The following is a 17901-nucleotide window of genomic DNA, read 5'->3' as shown; positions in this document are numbered from 1 at the left end:
CTCGTCTGGCCGCTGCCCGGCCCGCCGCGCGCTGCCCTGGGATGGGTCGCCCGGGTCGGGAGGCATGGGGGGCGTCGAAGGCATCGAGATACTCCTGGCGCGGTCCTGTCGCCGGCCCCACGCGGGGCCCGGCGGCGTCACGGGCGTCCATCGGCCTCCCCTCGGTCGCCCGCGGCCACGGCCGCCTCGGTGAGGAACTCCCGGAACGCACCGGCCACCTCGGCCGGGAACTCCATCATGGCCACATGACCGGCCTCCGGCAGCACGACGAGCCGGGAGAACCCGAATGCGCGGCTGGCCCGCCCGGCGCTGGCGACGCCGACCAGCCGGTCGCGGGCGCCGTAGACGAGGAGGGTCGGCGCCAGCACCCGCTCCGCCTGCCGCCACAGCGAGTGCTGGCCGCCGAGGGTGTAGGCGTTGAGCAGGCCGCGGGTGCTGCGGCCGAGCGACTCCCAGAAGTAGGGGAGCCCCTGCCTGCGCTCCATCTCGGCCTCGGCCATGGCGAACTCCAGGGGAGTTATCCGCTCCGGGTTCCCGTACACCAGACGCAGCACCTCGCGGGCGCGGCGGCCCGGTGGCTGGTCGCGGGTCGCCCAGCGCAGCAGCCGGGTCGCGCCGGGCAGGCCGACGAGTCCGGTGGGGATGGAGGTGAGCCGCGGCAGCCGCTCCGGCATGGCCGGCGCGATCAGCGTGAGGGTGCGGACGAGATCGGGGCGGAGCGCGGCGACCCGGGTGACGACGGCGCCGCCGAGCGAGTTGCCGAAGAGATGCACCGGGGCGCGGCCGCCGGCGTCCAGCAGCCGGATGACGGCGCGCGCGTGTCCGTAGACGGAGTAGTCGCGGGTCGGGGGCGGCGGCGAGGCCCCGAAGCCCGGCAGGTCGATCGCCTCGCACTCGACGTCGGCGGTCAACTGCTCCATCAGTGCGGACCAGTTGCGGGACGAGCCGCCGAGGCCGTGCACCAGGAGGGCCGGTTCGAGGCCGTCGACGCCGCCGGCGCGGCGGCGCACCGCGAGCGTCATCCCTGGGACGTCGGTGGTGCGGATGGTCTCCCCGTCCCGCACCCCTGGCCAGCCCTCCGCGGCGGCGAGCGCCGCCTCGGCTCGCTGCTCTTCCGTGGATGGCATGGGCGCAATATTACGAGCCCGTCACGCTCGCACACACGCACCAGTGGGACCTTGGTCCTGTGTCCGGCGTCACATCCCGGTTCGCCTCTCCCGGCGCGCCCGCCTAGGGTGGGAGGTGCCCACCCGAGAGCCGGAGGTGGTGAAGCCATGCGGCAGGACCCGACAGAACCGGAGTCCTTCGACGAGTACCCGGAGTCCGTGGAGTACGAGGAGGAGCTCGACGAGGAGGCCGCCGAGGGCGATGTCGCCGAGCAGCGTCTCGAGCTGCTCAGACTGCGCGACACGCCGCTCGCCGAGCGCGGCGAGCCGGAGGCCGACCCGGCGGACGCGGCCGAGCAGGCCCGGGTGGTCGACCCGGGCGACGACGACTACCGCGAGGACCCGCGCTGAGCGGCCGACCGCGCCCCGGGGCGGTGGCGGCGCCCGCGACCGGTGTCCGCAGAGTGAAATCCTGCCCTCACGATGCACGCTGCGCGACCACACGACCGTACGATGACGGCAGTACGCACGAGTACGAGCACGAGCATCAGTACGCGACGGCGCGACAGACGGAACGCGGTACGAAGAGCACGAGCGGCACCACACGCACACACGACCACCGGGAGGCGGCGTGACAGCCACAGAGCAGACCGAGGCACGCCCCCGCGGCACCCGCCTGCCGCGCCGGGCCCGGCGCAACCAGCTGCTGGGCGCCGCCCAGGAGGTCTTCGTCGCCCAGGGTTACCACGCCGCGGCGATGGACGACATCGCCGTCCGCGCCGGGGTCAGCAAGCCCGTGCTGTACCAGCACTTCCCCGGCAAGCTCGAGCTGTACCTGGCGCTGCTCGACCAGCACTGCGAGGCGCTGGTCCAGGCGGTGCGCCGGGCGCTGGCGTCCACCAACGACAACAAGCAGCGGATCGCCGCCACCATGGACGCCTACTTCTCCTACGTGGAGCACGAGGGCGGCGCGTTCCGGCTGGTCTTCGAGTCGGACCTGACCAACGAACCCTCGGTGCGGGAGCGTGTCGACCAGGTCTCGCTCGACTGCGCCAAGCTCGTCAGCCCGCTGATCTCCGAGGACACCGACCTGCCGGAGGACGAGTCGATGCTGCTGGCGGTGAGCCTCTGCGGGCTCGCGCAGATCACCGCCCGCCACTGGCTGAGCTCCGGGCGCGGCATCCCGCGCGAGACGGCGAAGAACCTGACGGCCGCCCTGGCCTGGCGGGGCATCGCCGGCTTCCCCAAGCAGAACTGACGGCCGGCACCCGGCGGATCCGGTGTTCGCTCTGGGCGTGGCCGGCCGTGTCCGGGGCACCTCCACGCGCGGATAACCTGTGACGAGCTAACGGATCAGCGGAGGGACAAGCCGTGGAGATCAAGATCGGCGTTCAGCACACGCCGCGCGAGATCGTTCTCGAGAGCGGGCAGTCTGCCGAGGAGGTGGAGCGGGCCGTGGCCGAGGCCCTGGCCTCCGAGAACCAGTTGCTGTCGCTGGTCGACGAGCGTGGCCGCAAGGTCCTGGTGCCCTCGAACCGGATCGCCTACGTGGAGATCGGCGTGCAGGCCGCCCGCCGGGTCGGCTTCGGCGCCCTCTGACGCCACCGGGCGGTGGCCGGCCTCCGGCCACCGTCTCCTGGGGAGGGACCGAAGTGTGATCAGCGCACGGATGCGGGCGAGGGCCCGGGCCGGCGCCGGCGGGCCGGGGCCCGCCGCCCTCGCGTCGGCCGCCGACCCGCGTCTGGACTGGGCACTGCTCGGGGTGGCCGTCGTCGGCATCTCGGCCTCGGGCCCGCTCACCGCCGCCACCGCCGCCCCCGCCCTGGCCATCGCCTTCTGGCGCAACGCACTGGCCGTCGCGGGACTCCTGCCCGCGCTGCTCAGGCGGCGCGGCGTGCTGGCCGAGCTGGCCGGCGTCAGCCGCCGCACCCTGCTCCTCTCACTCGCCGCGGGCGCCGCGCTCGCCGCCCACTTCGGGCTCTGGCTGCCCAGCCTGCGGCTCACCTCCGTCGCCTCCTCGGTCGCGCTGGTCACCACGACGCCGCTGTGGACCACGCTGCTGCTGCGGCTCCTCGGCCACCGGCCCGCCACCGGCGTGTGGCTCGGCTCGGCCATCGCCTTCGTCGGCGTGGTGCTGCTCACCGGCGTCGACCTCGCGGTCTCGGCCGACGCGCTGGTCGGCGACGCGCTGGCGCTCGGCGGCGGCATCGCGGGCGCCGCGTACGTGCTGCTCGGCGCCGAGGTGCGGCGCACCACGAGCACCACCGCCTACACCCTGCTCTGCTACGGCACCACCACGGCGCTGCTGCTCCCCGTCTGCCTCCTCGCCGGTGCCGCGCTCGGCGGCTACTCGGGCGAGACCTGGCTGAAGCTGCTCGCCATCACCGTCGTCGCCCAACTGCTCGGCCACTCGCTGCTCAACCGTGTGGTGCGCGGGCTCGGGCCCGCCGTCACCTCCACCGCCACGCTGCTGGAGACGCCCGGCGCGGTGCTGATCGCGGCGCTGGCGCTCGGCCAGCTGCCGCCGGTCGCCGCCTACCCGGCGCTGGCCGTGATCCTGGCCGGGCTCGCCTTGGTGATCCGCGGGGAGCGCCGGTGAGCGGCGAGGTGCTCGCGCTCGTCGAGGAGCGGCTGCGGGCCGCCCTGGGCGAGCCCGACGGCCGGGCCGCCGTGACGTTCCTCGGCGCCGAGCGGATCGAGGTGCTGCGCTTCCCCGACCCGGCGGGCGGCCTGGTGCGCTACGCCACGCTCGGCATGGCGGCCGCGCCGATGGCCGACCCCACGGCCGTCGTCGCCGACCCCGAGCGCGGCCCGCGCGCCGAGCTGCTGCTCACCGTGCGCGCCGGCGACCCCGCGGTCGACGGGGTGCCGCGCGCGCTGGCCACGGTGGCCGCCAGCCCGCAGGTGGAGGGCGTGGTCGCGGCCCCCGGCGGCTCGCTCGACCTGGGTCAGCCGCTGTGGCCGGGGGCGCCCTTCACCTCCGTGCTGCTGGGCGAGCCGGACGGCACCGTGCCGGAGCTCGATCTGCCCGCGCCGCGCGATCCTGTCCGCTTCCTGCCAGTGCTGCCGCTGACGCGGAACGAGGCGGCGTGGAAGCGCGCCAGGGGCGCCTCGGCCCTGATCGAGCGGTGGCGGGAGCTCGGCGTCGACCCGCTCGACCCGCGCCGGGCCGGCCTCCCACGGTCGGGGGACACGCCTTGACGGATGGGGCGGGGCAGAGGGACTGTTGGTCCCTATGAGGGGCGAACCCAGTTGCCCGAAGTGCGGCGGACGGGTCCGAGCGCCAGGACTCTTCGCCGACTCCTGGCAGTGCGCCGGTCACGGGCCCGTCCATCCGGTCCAGCCCGTCGTCCCGCCCAGCGTCAACGCCCTCACGGTGGTCGTGAACCGCGCCCGGGTCCCGGTGTGGATGCCGTGGCCGCTGCCGGTCGGCTGGCTCTTCACGGGCGCGACCAGCGCCGGGGACGACCGCGCCGGCGGCCGGGCCTCCGCGGTGGCCTGCTCGGGCCCGGGACCGCTCGGCGGCCCTGGCGAGATGCTGCTGATCGCCGAGGAGCTCGGCGTCGGCCTCGGCGCCCGTTTCGCGGGCGTCGCGGGACCCGACCCCGGGCCCCGGCTGCCGGTCGACGACTCCCCGCAGGTCAAGGTGCTCGCCGCCGGCCACCCCACCCCGCTGTGGCAGGTCGCGGACGCGCCGGCCGACCGCGCCGTCTTCGCCGGCGAGGCGATGGGCCTGTGGCTGTGGGCGGTGCTGTGGCCCGAGCAGGCCGGGGTCCTGATGTACGACGAGCTGGTGCTGACCGACCTGCGCGACGCGGGCTCCGAGCTGGACCTGGTGCCCTGCGGGGCGCTCTCGCCGCGGATCATGTCGTAGCCACCGGATCGGGACGCGCCACCCGGTGGTCGCCGACGCCGACCGGGCGCCGGCGCCCGCGGTCGAGCGTCGAGCCGAGCACGGCGAGCGCCAGCGCGCTCGCGGCCATCGCGGCGCCCACCAGGTTGGGCATGGTCGGCCCGCCGCCGGCGGACAGGACCAGGCCGCCCAGCCAGGCGGCGAGCGCGTTGCCCAGGTTGAAGGCACCGATGTTGACGGCGGAGGCGAGGGTCGGCGCGTCCGCCGCGTTGTCCAGGATCCGCTTCTGCAGCGGCGGCACGGTGGCGAAGCCGAACGCGCCGATCAGCGGCAGCGTCACGGCGGCGCCGAGCCTGTCGTGCGCGGTCAGGGTGAAGAGGGCCAGCACCACGGCGAGCGCGGCCAGCGAGACGTACAGCAGCCCGGTCGGCGCCCGGTCCGCGTACCGGCCGCCCACCAGGTTGCCGATCACCATCCCCAGGCCGAGCAGCACCAGCAGCCAGGTCACGCTGGACCCGGCGTAGCCGGCCGCGTCCGTCATCATCGGCGCGATGTAGGTGATGGCCGCGAACACCCCGCCGAAGCCCAGCACGGTCATGGCCATCGCGAGCAGCACCTGGGCGTCGCGGAACGCGGCGAACTCGAGGCGGACGTGGCGCGGGCCGCCCGCGCCCCCTGGGTCCTCGCCGGCGCCCGCCGGCACCAGGGCCGCGACGCCGGTCAGCGCCAGCACGCCGATCACGGCGATGACCGCGAACGTGAGGCGCCAGCTGACCTGCTGGCCGAGCAGCGTGCCGGCCGGCACGCCCACGACGTTGGCGATCGTCAGTCCGGTGAACATCAGCGCGATCGCGCTCGCCCGCCGCTCCGGCGCCACCAGCCGTGCCGCCACGACGGAGCCGACCCCGAAGAAGGCGCCGTGCGCGAGGGACGAGACCACCCGGCCGACCAGCAGCACCCAGAACTCGGGAGCCACGGCCGACAGCGCGTTGCCCACCGTGAACAGCGCCATCATCACCATCAGCAGCCGTTTGCGGGCGGTCGCCCCGCCGAGTACCGCGATCAGCGGGGCCCCGACCAGGACGCCGAGCGCGTAGCCGGAGGCGGTGAAGCCGGCAGTGGGTGTGGAGACGCCGAACTCGGCCTCGAACTCCGGCAACAGCCCGGTCACCACGAACTCGGTGGTACCGATCCCGAATGCCCCGATGGCCAGCGCCAGGAGCGCGATGGGCATGAGGAGCCCTCCTTTTTTCTTGCGTACGACTCCTGTCGGCTTGAACAATAGTTGCAGACGCCGGTTACCTGCAAACGCCGTCTATCGCGGTGCAGGGCTATGCTGGCCGGAACGGAAGGAGAGGCGATGCGTACCGAGCCGGGTCTGGCCCAGGGGTGGTGCGCGCTGTCCGCGCTGCACGACCGCATCGAGGCGCACATCGAGCGTGCCCTCCAGGCGGGCCACGGCCTCAGCGTCCGCGAGTACTCGGTGCTCGACGTGCTCAGCCGACAGCACGAGGGCGACGGCGGCCACTTCCGGATGAACGAGCTCGCCGACGCCGTGGTGCTCAGCCAGAGCGCCACCACCCGCCTCGTCAACCGCCTCGAGGACCGCGGCCTGCTCACCCGCTACCTCTGCCCGACCGACCGCCGCGGCATCTACACCGACGTCACGGAGGCCGGCCGCCGGCTGCTGGACGAGGCCCGCCCCACCAACGAGACGGCGCTCCGCGAGGCGCTGGACCTCGCCGAGCGGCGCCCCGAACTCGCCCGCCTGGTCGCCGCCGTCCGCACCCTCCAGCCCACGGCACCGCCGCCCGGGCCTCCTACCCTGAGCTGATGCGCATCGATCTGCACGCCCACTCCACGGCCTCCGACGGCACCGACTCCCCCGCCGACCTCGTGCGCGAGGCGGCGGCCTCCGGGCTCCACGTCGTGGCACTCACCGACCACGACACGGTCGCCGGACACGCCGCGGCGGCGGCCGCGCTGCCGTCCGGGCTGACGCTGGTCACCGGCGCGGAGATCTCCTGCCGCCTGGACGGCATCAGCCTGCACATGCTCGGCTACCTCTTCGACCCCGGGGAACCGGCCTTCGCGCGCGAACGCGACCTGCTGCGGGACGACCGGGTGCCGCGGGCCCAGGGCATGGTGGCGCGGCTGCGCGACCTCGGCGTGCCGATCACCTGGGAACGGGTCCGCGAACTGGCCGAGGGCTCGGTGGGCCGCCCGCACATCGCGGCCGCCATGGTGGAGGCGGGCGTCGTCGAGGACGTCTCGGCCGCGTTCACCGCCGAGTGGATCGGCGACGGCGGCCGGGCCCACGTGGGCAAGCACGAACTGGACGCCTTCGAGGCGATCCGCCTGATCCACGCGGCCGGCGGCGTCGCCGTCTTCGCCCACCCGCTCGCCGCCAAGCGCGGCCGGGTCGTCTCCGAGGACGCGATCGCCCGACTCGCCGCGGCCGGCCTCGACGGCGTCGAGGTGGACCACGTCGACCACGACACCGACACGCGCGTCCGGCTCCACTCCCTGGCCACCGACCTCGGGCTCCTGACCACGGGCTCCAGCGACTACCACGGCGACCGCAAGCCGTGCCGGCTCGGCGAGCACACGACGTCCCCCGACGTCTACGAGGCGCTCGTGGCGCGCGCCACCGGGACGCGGCCGCTACGCGGCTGAGCGGCGCGCCTGCGGCGCGGCTCACGCAGCACCCCGGCGCTCCCCGCCGGCTTTGCCCCCACCCACCCGCCCTCTCGCGCTCCGCGCGGGCAGCCGGCGGCTGCGCCGCCCGAGCCTGGCGCCTGCGGCGCGGCTCGCAGCCGCCCAGCGCTCCGCGCGGGAGTTCCCCCCACCCACCCGCCCTGTCACGCGCTCCGCGCGTTGGGGGCGGCTTCACCGCGCAAGCGGGCCTGAGGTCGCTCGCGCTTCGCGCGGGGCCCCCGCCCAGGGCGGGGCGCGGCAAGGCGGCGGCTGCGCCGCCGGGCCTGCGCGGTCGCCGCGCGAGGCCACCTGCCAAGGGCGGGTGGGTGGGCGCGGCACCGGTCTCCCCTCGCGCTCCGCGCGAGGACGCGGCCTAACCTCGCGCGTCGCGCGAGAGCGTGGACCAGAACTCGGTCAGGGCCGCCGCCGTCGCGTCGGGGCGTTCGGCGTTGGGGGAGTGTCCCGCGCCGCGGATCACCGTGCGGCGGGCGCGCAGCGTGTGGGCCATGCGGTCGAGGCCCCGCACGGGCCACGCTCCGTCGCGCTCGCCGGACAGCACGTGGATCGGGAGGCCGACGGCGGCCAGCCGCGCGACGCGGTCCGGTTCGAAGCGCAGGGTGCGGCCCGTGGCCCGCAGCTGGGCCGGCGCGTTGGACACCCAGCGGCGGCGGAGCAGTTCGTCGATCTCCGCCTCCGCCTCGGTGCCGCGCCGGTGCACGAGGCGGAAGATCGTGCCGGCGCCCAGCACCGGCAGGGTCACGGCCAGCGCCCGCACCTTGACGCGCTGCCAGCGCGCCACCCGCCCCGCGCCCGAGGCGATCAGCGTCAGGGAGGCGAACGGCCTCCGGCCGGCCGCCGCGGCCCGCAGCACGGCGCCGCGTGAGATGAGGCCGCCGAGCGAGTGGCCCACGAGGTGGATCGGTTCCGGGCCGAGCTCCTCGGCCTGTGCCAGCACGTCCTCGGCCAGCGCGCCGAGGCGGTACGCGGCGTGGGGCAGCACCCCCGAGGACTCGAACTGGCCGCGGCCGTCGACCGCGACCGCCCGGTAGCCGGCCTCGGCCAGCGGCGCGAGCAGCGCGATGAAGTCCTCCTTGCTCCCCGTGTAGCCGGGGATGAGCAGCGCCGTGCCGATCGGCCGCTCGTCGCGCGGGGCCGCGTCGAGCACGGCGAACTCTCCGCGACGGGTCACGAGCCGACGGGCCGTGACCCCGACCGGTGGGACGGCGAACGGGGGTCTGCTCACCCCTTGAGCGTAACCGTCACCCAGGCGAAACCCACGAGGACTGTTCCCCGGCCCGGGCGGGCCGCCAGAATCTACGCGCGTTTCCAGAAACCAGAAAAAGAGCCACAGCAGACAGCAGCAGAGGGAGTCACCGATGTCGTCGCTCGACCGCAGAGCGTTCCTCGGCCGGACGGCCGCGACCGGGGCCGGAGTGGCCATCGCGGGCACCGTCGGCGCGCCACCGGCGGTGGCCGGCGGCGGTTCTGCCAGGCGGTACGCCTTCACCGTGATGGGCACCACGGACCTGCACGGCAACGTCTTCAACTGGGACTACTTCACCGACGCGGAGTTCACCGACAGCGGCGGCAATGACATCGGTCTTGCCAAGCTCTCCACCCTCGTCGACCAGGTGCGCCAGGAGAAGGGCGCCCGCAACACCCTGCTCATCGACGCCGGCGACACCATCCAGGGCACCCAGCTGGCCTACTACTACGCCAAGGTCGACCCGATCACCCAGGCCCGCGGGCCGGTCCACCCCATGGCGCTGGCGATGAACGCCATCGGCTACGACGCGGCCGCGCTGGGCAACCACGAGTTCAACTACGGCATCCCGCTGCTCCGCGCGTTCGAGCGGCAGTGCCGCTTCCCACTGCTGGCCGCCAACGCGCTGGACGCCGCCACCGAGCGCCCCGCCTTCCCGCCCTACTGGATGACCCGGCTGCGCACCCCGCACGGCCGTGACGTGCGGGTGGCGGTGCTCGGCCTCACCAACCCCGGCATCGCCGTCTGGGACCGCGCCCACGTCGAGGGCCGGATGGTCTTCCCCGGCCTGGAGGAGCAGGCCGCCCACTGGGTGCCCCGGCTGCGCGCGATGGGCGCGGACGTCGTGATCGTGTCCGCGCACTCCGGCACGAGCGGCACGTCCTCCTACGGCGACCAGCTGCCGCACGTGGAGAACGCGGCGGCGCTGGTGGCCGAGCGGGTGCCGGGCATCGACGCGATCCTGGTGGGTCACGCGCACACGGAGATCGCCGAGCGCCGGGTCACCAACGCCGAGACGGGGCGGGAGGTCGTGCTGTCCGAGCCGCTGTTCTGGGGGAAGCGGCTGACGCTCTTCGACTTCGAGCTGGTCTGGGAGCGCGGCGGGTGGCGGGTGGAGCGGGTGGCGGCGAGCCTGCGCGACACCAGGACGGTGGAGGAGGACCCGGAGATCACCGGGCTGCTGGCCGAGCAGCACGCCCGTGTCGTGGCGTACGTGAACCAGGTGATCGGCACCGCCACCGCGTCCATGACGGCGGCCGAGGCGCCGTACCGGGACACCGCGATCACCGACTTCATCAACCACGTGCAGGCGGAGACGGTGCGGGCCGCACTGGCCGGCGGCGAGTACGCGGACCTGCCGGTGCTCTCGCAGGCGGCCTGCTTCTCGCGCACGGCCGCGATACCGGCGGGCGAGGTCACCATCAGGGACGTGGCCGGCATGTACGTCTACGAGAACACGCTGGAGGCGCGGCTGATCACCGGCGCCCAGCTACGGGACTACCTGGAGTACTCGGTGCGCTACTTCGTGCGCACCCCGGCCGGCGCTCCCGTGGACCCGGCCGGGCTCACCAACGCGGGTGGCATCCCGGACTACAACTACGACGTGGTCCGCGGGGTGACGTACGACATCGACATCGCCAGGGAGCCGGGGTCACGCGTCGTCGACCTGCGGTTCGGGGGCGAGCCGGTGGCGGACGACGCCGAGTTCGTGCTCGCGGTCAACAACTACCGGGCCAACGGCGGCGGCAACTTCCCGCATGTCGCGGCCGCCGATCAGCTCTGGTCGAACTCCGACGAGATCCGGAACACGATCATCGACTGGGTTCGCGAAAGCGGCGAGATCGATCCGTCCGCCTTCGCCTCCGTCGACTGGCGCCTCACCAGGGACGGCACCCCGGTGTTCTAGGCGCCGAACCCGTTGCGGGTGCGGCGGACCGGCGTCCGCCGCACGGGGAACACGGGTGACCGGGTCAGGACTCGGTCCGCTCGGCCCGGGCGGGCTGCCCGCTCCTGGTCCGCCGCCTGCGGCGCGGGGTGCGCGGCGCGGTGGCCTCCCCGGCCTCCGGCTCGGGGGTGGCCGCCGCTGGCGCCGCCGCCTCCACCGCCTCGGCCGCTCCACCGGCCTCGTTGATCGCCACGCCGCCACGGGTGCGACGGCGCTGCCTGTTGCGCGCGGGCTTGGCCGCGGGGGCCGCGGCACCGGCGGAACGGCGCTGGGCGGAGCGCCTGCTCTCCGGGCCGCCCAGGTCCTCGACCTCCTCGGCGTCGAGCCCGGCCCTGGTGCGCTCGGCACGCGGCAGCGTGCCCCTGGTGCCCTCGGGGATGGACAGCGCCTCGAAGAGGTGCGGGGAGGTCGAGTAGGTCTCGACCGGGTCGGGGAAGTCGAGACCGAGCGCCTTGTTGATCAGCTGCCAGCGCGGGATGTCGTCCCAGTCCACCAGGGTGACGGCGATGCCCTTGTTGCCCGCCCTGCCGGTGCGACCGACCCGGTGCAGGTAGGTCTTCTCGTCCTCCGGCGTCTGGTAGTTGATCACGTGGGTCACGCCGTCCACGTCGATGCCGCGGGCCGCGACGTCGGTGCAGACCAGCACGTCCACCTTGCCCTTGCGGAACGCGCGCAGCGCCTGCTCCCGGGCGCCCTGGCCCAGGTCGCCGTGGACGGCCGCGGAAGCGAAGCCGCGCCTGGTCAGCTGCTCCGCGACGTCCGCCGCGGTCCGCTTGGTGCGGCAGAAGACCATGGCGAGGCCCCGGCCCTCGGCCTGGAGCATCCTCGCCACCATCTCCACCTTGTCCAGCGAGTGGGCCCGGAAGACGTGCTGCGTGATGTTGGCCACAGTCGCGCCCTCGTCATCGGGCTCGGTGGCGCGGATGTGGGTGGGCTGGTTCATGTAGCGCCGGGCCAGGGCGATGACCTGCCCCGGCATGGTGGCGGAGAACAGCATGGTCTGGCGCTTGGCCGGCAGCAGCTCGATGATCTTCTCGACGTCCGGCAGGAAGCCCAGGTCGAGCATCTCGTCGGCCTCGTCGAGGACCAGGCTGCGCACCTGGTTCAGCCGCAGCTTGCGCTGGCCGGCCAGGTCGAGCAGCCGCCCGGGGGTGCCGACGACCACGTCGACGCCCCTCGCCAACGCCTCGACCTGGGGTTCGTAGGCGCGGCCGCCGTAGATGGACAGGACGCGCACGTTGCGCACCTTGCCCGCGGTGAGCAGGTCGTTGGTGACCTGCTGGCACAGCTCCCTGGTGGGCACGACGACGAGCGCCTGGGGCGCGTCGCCGAGCTGCTCGGGGGTGGCGCGCCCGGCCTCGACGTCGGCGGGCACGGTGACGCACTCGAGCAGCGGCAGTCCGAAGCCCAGCGTCTTGCCGGTGCCGGTCTTGGCCTGCCCGATGACGTCGGCTCCGGTGAGGGCGACGGGGAGGGTCATCTCCTGGATGGGGAACGGGGTGGTGATGCCGACGGCCTCAAGGGCCTCGGCCGTCTCGGCCAGGATCCCGAGATCTCGAAAAGTGGTGGTAGCGGACAGGGTCGTTGCCTCTTCTTGTGTGACGCGGCACACCGCGGCGAGGCGGGTCTTGCCACCGTGCCGATGGCGGGCCCTGTAGGGGCCGGCCAAGCCGGCGCGGGACCCGGGCGTCTCGCTCAAGCGCACGCACCGCGCGAGCGGGTCCCTCATGCCGCGGCGGGTGCGGGAGCACTCACCGCGCGGAGGGCTGGTCAGGTCGGAGCCGATCGGGCCACCGACCGGGCATCCGCGGGGATCCTGAGGCGTCGGCCTTGCACCGGCCCCAGGGACTCCAGCATGGGGATGGGACCCGCCGCTTGTAGGCGAGCCTCCATAGCACTGTACCCCGGAACCCCACACATGTGGCAGGGCGCGAACTCACCGGCGGGCACTATTGTGCCCCCCATGGAGACGCCTGATACGCCCGCTTCCCCTGCCCCGACCACCGCTGTCGCCGCCCAGGACTGGGCAGCGGCATCCGCCGACCCCCGTTACCGGGCCGCGGTGGTGGACCTGCTGGGAGCGCTGGCCTACGGCGAGCTCGCGGCGTTCGAGCGGCTGGCCGACGACGCGAAGCTGGCGCCGGGCCTGGCCGACAAGGCGGCGCTGGCGCGGATGGCGGCGGCCGAACTCCACCACTTCGAGCAGCTGACCGACCGGCTGCGGGAGATCGACGAGGAGCCGACGGCGGCGATGGAGCCGTTCGCCGCCGCGCTTGAGGAGTTCCACCGGATGACCGCCCCGTCCGACTGGCTCGAGGGCCTGGTCAAGGCGTACGTCGGCGACGCCATCGCGGCCGACTTCTACCGCGAGGTGGCCTCCCGCCTGGACTCCGACACCCGCTCCCTCGTGCTGCGGGTGCTCGACGACACGGGCCACGCGACGTTCGCCGTGGAGAAGGTGCGGTCCGCGATCGAGGACGACCCCCGGGTCGGCGGCCGGCTCGCGCTGTGGGCCCGCCGGCTGATGGGCGAGGCGCTCTCCCAGGCTCAGCGGGTGGTCGCGGACCGGGACGCGCTGTCCACGATGCTGGTGGGCGGCGTCGCGGACGGCTTCGACCTCGCCGAGATCGGCCGGATGTTCTCCCGGATCACCGAGGCCCACACCAGGCGGATGGCCGCGCTCGGTCTGTCCGCGTAGGCTCCCGGCATGGCGGTGACCGCGTTCGACCGGGCCCTGATCGAGGAGTCCGCGAAGAAGTCGGGTCTGGTGTGGGTGCGGGCCCCCGGCCTGCCCCGGGCCAGGCCCCTGTGGCACGTGTGGCACGACGGCGCGGTCTGCGTCGTCGGCGGCCCGGGCGAGCAGCCGCTCGACGGGATCGGCGGGGACGGCGTGGTGGTCAGCTGCCGCAGCAAGGACAAGGGCGGCCGCCTGATCGCCTGGCCGGCCGAGGTCACGGAGCTGACGCCCGGCACGGAGGAGTGGGAGTCCACCGCGGCGGCGCTCGCCGCGAAGCGGCTGAACGCACCCGACACGGACGGCCTCGCGGCCCGCTGGGCCGCGGAGTGCCGGCTCCTGCGGCTGACCCCGGCCTGAGGCCCCGCGGCGCTCCGCGCGGGTGGGCGACGGTCGCGCCGCCCGGCGTGCCCGGCGCTCCGCGCCGGGTGGGCGGACCTGACCGCGCTGCGCGCGGTGCGGGGCCCGGCAAGGGCTGTGGCCCGTGGCGGCTCCGCCGCCGGGTGCCGTGGCGCTTCGCGCCGGCTTTTACGCTCGGGGGCGGGCCGAACCGCGCTACGCGCGGTGAGCCCGGCAGGGCCGCGGGCTCGCGGCGGCTGCGCCGCCGGGCCGCGCGACGACCCGCCCGGAGGGCAGGTGGGTGGGCGCGGCACCCCACGGCTGCCAGCCCGACCTCGGCGGCTGCGCCCCCCGGTCGGGCCGGCGGGCCGGTGGCCGACGCCCAGTGCGCAGCGAGACCGTAGCGAACCGTTACTCCACGAGGTCGTCGCCGTAGTCGAGGACCTGGTCGTCCTCCGGCGCGTGCAGGTCGAAGTCCTCGTCCCAGTCGGACATCAGCAGCTCGCCCGCCTCCCCCGGCCGCTGGAGCCGCAGCGGGTACGGCGTGCCGATCAGCGCCACGTCCAGCGTGCCGCCGTCGCCGCCGTCCGCGACGACGCTGATCGTCTGCGCGCCGTCGACCTCGCCCCGCTCCCCCACCTCGCGTTCGCCGTCCAGCGTCAGCAGGTTCTCGAGGAGCACGCTCATGTCCGTGAAGGCGCTCAGCTGCTCGTAGGCCGGGTCGTCCTCCACCACCCGCACGTACATGCCCTCGAGGGTCTCCGCCGGGTCGGACTCCAGTTCCTCGGGGATGCCCTCGCTCTCCCAGAAGGCCGCGTCGGCCTTCATGTAGAGGTCCTGCTCGACCCGCAGCAGCTCGAAGGTCTCGCCGCCCTCCGCCGAGACCTCGCCGAAGCCGCCGTCCAGGCCGAGCCGTACGTCGAGCCGGAACGACTCGCCCTCGGTGATCACCGTGCCGGAGAGCCGTACCGTCCTGGCCTCGTTCGCCGCCGCCACGGCGCGCTCCTCGATCTCCGCCGGCGTGAGGCTCGCGAGCCCGTTGGTGCCCGCGTCCGGGTCCTCCTCCGCGCCACCACAGCCGACCGTCCCCAGCGCGAGTAAGCCGGCGCACCCCACGGCCGTCACAACCCTGCGCCAACCGGGGAAGGTTGAGGACACGGAAGATGTCACGTCGACTGCCTCTCGTCGAGGTCACGGGCCGGTGAGGCGCAGCGTACCGGCAAGCCGGCGCGCCCCCGCACGGGGTCGGGGGCGGGGGCGCTCCCGTGACGGCGCGTCGGCCGTACCATCGGGGCATGGCTACCGATACTCCCCTCCTCACCGAGGACGCCGTCCGTTCCGCGCTGAGCCGGGTGAACGATCCGGAGATCCACCGCCCGATCACCGACCTCGGCATGGTCAAGTCGATCGACATCGCGGCGGACGGCACCGTGGGCGTCGGGGTGTATCTGACGGTCCAGGGCTGCCCGATGCGGGACACCATCACCAGTGGGGTGCGCGACGCCGTGAGCGCGCTGCCCGGCGTGCGCGAGGTGCGCGTGGAGCTCGACGTGATGAGCGACGAGCAGCGCAAGGAGCTCGCGACGACGCTGCGCGGCGGCCAGGCGGAGCGCGAGGTGCCGTTCGCCAAGCCGGGCTCGCTCACCAGGGTCTACGCGGTCGCGTCGGGCAAGGGCGGGGTCGGCAAGTCCTCGGTCACGGTGAACCTGGCGGCGGCGCTGGCGGCCGACGGGCTCAAGGTCGGCGTGGTCGACGCGGACATCTACGGCCACTCGGTGCCCCGGATGCTGGGCACGGACGCCGTCCCCACCCAGGTGGAGAACATGATCATGCCGCCGTCGGCGCACGGCGTGAAGGTGATCTCGATCGGGATGTTCACGCCGGGCAACGCGCCGGTGGTGTGGCGTGGCCCGATGCTCCACCGGGCACTGCAGCAGTTCCTGGCCGACGTCTACTGGGGCGACCTCGACGTGCTGCTGCTCGACCTGCCGCCCGGCACCGGCGACATCGCCATCTCGGTGGCGCAGCTGGTGCCCAACGCGGAGATCCTGGTGGTCACCACCCCGCAGCAGGCGGCGGCCGAGGTGGCCGAGCGCGCCGGCTCGATCGCGGTGCAGACGCACCAGAAGATCGTCGGCGTGGTGGAGAACATGTCGGGGCTGCCGTGCCCGCACTGCGGCGAGATGGTGGACGTCTTCGGCACCGGCGGCGGCCAGCGGGTCGCCGAGGGGCTCACCAGGGCGACCGGCGCCGAGGTGCCGGTGCTCGGCACCATCCCGATCGACGTGCGGCTGCGGGAGGGCGGCGACGCGGGCAAGCCCGTCGTGCTGTCCGACCCGGACTCGCCGGCCGGCGCCTCGCTTCGCCAGGTGGCCGCCGCGCTCGGCGGGCGGCGGCGCGGCCTGGCGGGCCTCTCACTCGGGCTCACGCCGCGCGCCAAGTTCTGACCCGCGCCGGTCGGCGCGCGCCGGTCGCGGCCGGCGCGTGTGGTGTGCGGTCAGCTCCAGTCGGTGCAGTGGAGGTTCTCGTTCTCCCAGGAGCACAGCCTCACCAGGACGTTGCGCAGCGGGTCGAAGGTGGTCATGTTGCGTTCGAGGTCCTGGGACTGGCCGTTTGCCGCGATGAGAACGGGGTCCGGATAGAGGATGCGCTGCTCCCACTGCCCGTCCACGAACACTTCGTAGGAGACGTGGAGCTGCGAGTAGGACGGCACCTCCGGATAGTCCTCCAGGGTGAAGCCGAGGTACGCCTGGTTGGTTCCGGTCCACGTGATGACACCGCTGGCCCGTCCGTAGTCGGTCGAGATGTCCACGGTGCGCCACCCGTCGGCGTGGGCGGTGCCGACGCCCAGCAGCACGGCGGTCAGGGTGACGGCCGCGACGACGGCGGTGCGTAATGCTCGCAGCATGAGCTTCCTTTCTGGAGGATCGGCCGATCCTGTGGACTCGGCAAGGATGTCATGAGCACGCAGTAAGGGGCAGTGGGCACGTGTTCCCCCTGCGTGGACCGCGTGGCACCGGCACGTCACGCTCGCCCTGGCCTTCCTGGCCGCCCTCTTCACCCCACCAGCCACGTCCGCGGCCAGGCTGCCGCACTGGTCCAACTGGCGCGGACACCACCAGGCGACAGCCCGACGCGGCCACTACCGAACGACGCCTCAACGAACCAGCACACAGACCGCGAAAGCAGACCGGACTAGGCGTAGCTCTCGATGTCCTTGACGACGGCGAAGCCCAGGCCGTAGGCGCTCATGCCGCGGCCGTAGGCGCCGATGTGCACGTCGCGGTGGGCGGCGCCGGCGAGCACCCAGCCGTACTCGGACTCGCGGTAGTGGAAGTCGGTCGGCACCCCGTCCACCGGGAGTGACAGCATCGACCAGCCGCCGCCGTTCAGGTCGTCGGCGAGCTCCCAGGCGATGGCGGTCTGCTGCTCGAGCCAGTCCTGCCGCAGGACGCGCTCCATCTGTGCAGGCCAGGTGCAGGACAGCAGGCCCGATCCGGCCAGCCAGGCGGCCGAGGAGACCGAGGTGGCCTCCAGTACGCCCGTGCCGTCCGGGCTGCGCCGCACCGGGCGGCTGGCGACGGTCACCACGACGGCGAACCGCTGGTCGTCGTGGCCGAGCTCGGCGCGCAGCGAGGGCTCGTCGCCGTGGCCCGTCGACCCGTGTTCGACGGTGCCGTCCGCCGCCATGCCCACCTGCATCAGCCAGCGCGGGCCGCTGAACGCCTCGTCCAGCCCGTACCAGGGGAAGCCGGCCGACAGGAACCCCTCTACGGCGCGACGGGCCCCCGGCACCCCCTGCGGGGTCTCGTCCCCGGACTCACCAGGGCCGCCTGTCGCGTCCTGCGGCTCTGCCTGACTGGTGGTCTCCATGTAACGCGACGCCTCCTCGTTGCCCTCGTCCTGGGCACACCCCGGACATAGGGAGGATAGCCATCCGCATCGGAGGTGTCCGGGCATGCC

The 17901-nt window shown here is 74.1% G+C and carries 18 protein-coding genes and 1 pseudogene; 12 read left to right on the top strand and 7 right to left on the bottom strand.

Annotated features, from left to right (window positions below):
- Positions 1 to 137: 137 nt before the first annotated feature.
- Positions 138 to 1127, bottom strand: a complete 990-nt coding sequence (locus ACFWI8_RS27190; RefSeq protein WP_387096603.1) for an alpha/beta fold hydrolase — start codon at positions 1125 to 1127, stop codon at positions 138 to 140.
- A gap of 147 nt (positions 1128 to 1274) precedes the next feature.
- Between ACFWI8_RS27190 and ACFWI8_RS27185 the strand changes: the two genes are divergently transcribed.
- The 6 genes from ACFWI8_RS27185 (at position 1275) to ACFWI8_RS27160 (ending at position 4980) form a co-directional block, all read left to right on the top strand.
- On the top strand, positions 1275 to 1517 hold the full coding sequence (locus ACFWI8_RS27185; RefSeq protein ID WP_311604744.1) for a hypothetical protein: 243 nt from the start codon (positions 1275 to 1277) through the stop codon (positions 1515 to 1517).
- A gap of 220 nt (positions 1518 to 1737) precedes the next feature.
- On the top strand, positions 1738 to 2364 hold the full coding sequence (locus tag ACFWI8_RS27180; RefSeq protein ID WP_387096599.1) for a TetR/AcrR family transcriptional regulator: 627 nt from the start codon (positions 1738 to 1740) through the stop codon (positions 2362 to 2364).
- Between the two features lie 113 nt (positions 2365 to 2477).
- Positions 2478 to 2705: a DUF3107 domain-containing protein gene (locus tag ACFWI8_RS27175; RefSeq protein WP_311604740.1), complete on the top strand. Its 228-nt coding sequence runs from the start codon at positions 2478 to 2480 to the stop codon at positions 2703 to 2705.
- 70 nt (positions 2706 to 2775) lie between these two features.
- The gene (locus tag ACFWI8_RS27170; protein ID WP_387096657.1) at positions 2776 to 3705 is read left to right on the top strand and encodes a DMT family transporter; all 930 of its coding nucleotides are present in this window, start codon (positions 2776 to 2778) and stop codon (positions 3703 to 3705) included.
- On the top strand, positions 3702 to 4307 hold the full coding sequence (locus tag ACFWI8_RS27165; RefSeq protein WP_387096596.1) for a suppressor of fused domain protein: 606 nt from the start codon (positions 3702 to 3704) through the stop codon (positions 4305 to 4307). The genes ACFWI8_RS27170 and ACFWI8_RS27165 overlap by 4 nt, the downstream gene beginning before the upstream one ends.
- Before the next feature lie 34 nt (positions 4308 to 4341).
- Entirely contained in the window at positions 4342 to 4980 is a 639-nt protein-coding gene (locus ACFWI8_RS27160) for a DUF6758 family protein (RefSeq protein ID WP_387096593.1), read from the top strand.
- On the opposite strand, the gene ACFWI8_RS27155 is transcribed toward ACFWI8_RS27160, so the two are convergent.
- Complete coding sequence (locus ACFWI8_RS27155) at positions 4970 to 6193, bottom strand: MFS transporter (RefSeq protein ID WP_387096590.1); 1224 nt, start codon at positions 6191 to 6193, stop codon at positions 4970 to 4972. The genes ACFWI8_RS27160 and ACFWI8_RS27155 overlap by 11 nt on opposite strands.
- 126 nt (positions 6194 to 6319) lie before the next feature.
- Between ACFWI8_RS27155 and ACFWI8_RS27150 the strand changes: the two genes are divergently transcribed.
- Both ACFWI8_RS27150 and ACFWI8_RS27145 read left to right on the top strand, forming a co-directional pair.
- Positions 6320 to 6793 (top strand): MarR family winged helix-turn-helix transcriptional regulator, encoded by a 474-nt coding sequence (locus ACFWI8_RS27150; protein WP_387096587.1) that lies wholly within the window; start codon positions 6320 to 6322, stop codon positions 6791 to 6793.
- A complete protein-coding gene (locus ACFWI8_RS27145) occupies positions 6793 to 7635 on the top strand; it encodes a PHP domain-containing protein (protein ID WP_387096584.1) in 843 nt (280 codons plus the stop codon). Before ACFWI8_RS27150 ends, ACFWI8_RS27145 begins: the two co-directional genes overlap by 1 nt.
- A gap of 394 nt (positions 7636 to 8029) precedes the next feature.
- Here ACFWI8_RS27145 and ACFWI8_RS27140 read toward each other — a convergent pair whose 3' ends face one another.
- The gene (locus tag ACFWI8_RS27140; RefSeq protein WP_387096581.1) at positions 8030 to 8899 is read right to left on the bottom strand and encodes an alpha/beta fold hydrolase; all 870 of its coding nucleotides are present in this window, start codon (positions 8897 to 8899) and stop codon (positions 8030 to 8032) included.
- Positions 8900 to 9032: 133 nt separating this feature from the next.
- On the opposite strand from ACFWI8_RS27140, the gene ACFWI8_RS27135 reads away from it, so the two are divergent.
- A complete protein-coding gene (locus ACFWI8_RS27135; protein ID WP_387096578.1) occupies positions 9033 to 10826 on the top strand; it encodes a 5'-nucleotidase C-terminal domain-containing protein in 1794 nt (597 codons plus the stop codon).
- A 64-nt stretch (positions 10827 to 10890) separates the two neighbouring features.
- Here ACFWI8_RS27135 and ACFWI8_RS27130 read toward each other — a convergent pair whose 3' ends face one another.
- On the bottom strand, positions 10891 to 12477 hold the full coding sequence (locus ACFWI8_RS27130; protein ID WP_387096654.1) for a DEAD/DEAH box helicase: 1587 nt from the start codon (positions 12475 to 12477) through the stop codon (positions 10891 to 10893).
- A gap of 351 nt (positions 12478 to 12828) precedes the next feature.
- Here ACFWI8_RS27130 and ACFWI8_RS27125 point away from each other — a divergent pair, with 351 nt between their 5' ends.
- Complete coding sequence (locus ACFWI8_RS27125; protein WP_311604955.1) at positions 12829 to 13563, top strand: ferritin-like fold-containing protein; 735 nt, start codon at positions 12829 to 12831, stop codon at positions 13561 to 13563.
- Positions 13564 to 13572: 9 nt separating this feature from the next.
- Positions 13573 to 13953, top strand: a pseudogene (locus ACFWI8_RS27120) (hypothetical protein); the annotation flags it as partial.
- Between the two features lie 396 nt (positions 13954 to 14349).
- Here the strand turns inward: ACFWI8_RS27120 and ACFWI8_RS27115 are convergent.
- Positions 14350 to 15063: a hypothetical protein gene (locus ACFWI8_RS27115; RefSeq protein ID WP_387096575.1), complete on the bottom strand. Its 714-nt coding sequence runs from the start codon at positions 15061 to 15063 to the stop codon at positions 14350 to 14352.
- A gap of 170 nt (positions 15064 to 15233) precedes the next feature.
- On the opposite strand from ACFWI8_RS27115, the gene ACFWI8_RS27110 reads away from it, so the two are divergent.
- Complete coding sequence (locus tag ACFWI8_RS27110; RefSeq protein WP_387096572.1) at positions 15234 to 16385, top strand: Mrp/NBP35 family ATP-binding protein; 1152 nt, start codon at positions 15234 to 15236, stop codon at positions 16383 to 16385.
- 50 nt (positions 16386 to 16435) lie between these two features.
- On the opposite strand, the gene ACFWI8_RS27105 is transcribed toward ACFWI8_RS27110, so the two are convergent.
- Together ACFWI8_RS27105 and ACFWI8_RS27100 are read right to left on the bottom strand one after the other, a co-directional pair.
- Entirely contained in the window at positions 16436 to 16846 is a 411-nt protein-coding gene (locus tag ACFWI8_RS27105; RefSeq protein WP_387096569.1) for a hypothetical protein, read from the bottom strand.
- A 287-nt stretch (positions 16847 to 17133) separates the two neighbouring features.
- The gene (locus tag ACFWI8_RS27100; protein ID WP_387096566.1) at positions 17134 to 17811 is read right to left on the bottom strand and encodes a hypothetical protein; all 678 of its coding nucleotides are present in this window, start codon (positions 17809 to 17811) and stop codon (positions 17134 to 17136) included.
- Positions 17812 to 17901: the final 90 nt, after the last annotated feature.

This window comes from Streptomyces sp. NPDC127098 (assembly GCF_042722465.1).
Classification (GTDB): domain Bacteria; phylum Actinomycetota; class Actinomycetes; order Streptomycetales; family Streptomycetaceae; genus Streptomyces; species Streptomyces millisiae.
This window is presented reverse-complemented; position numbering and strand designations above follow the sequence as displayed.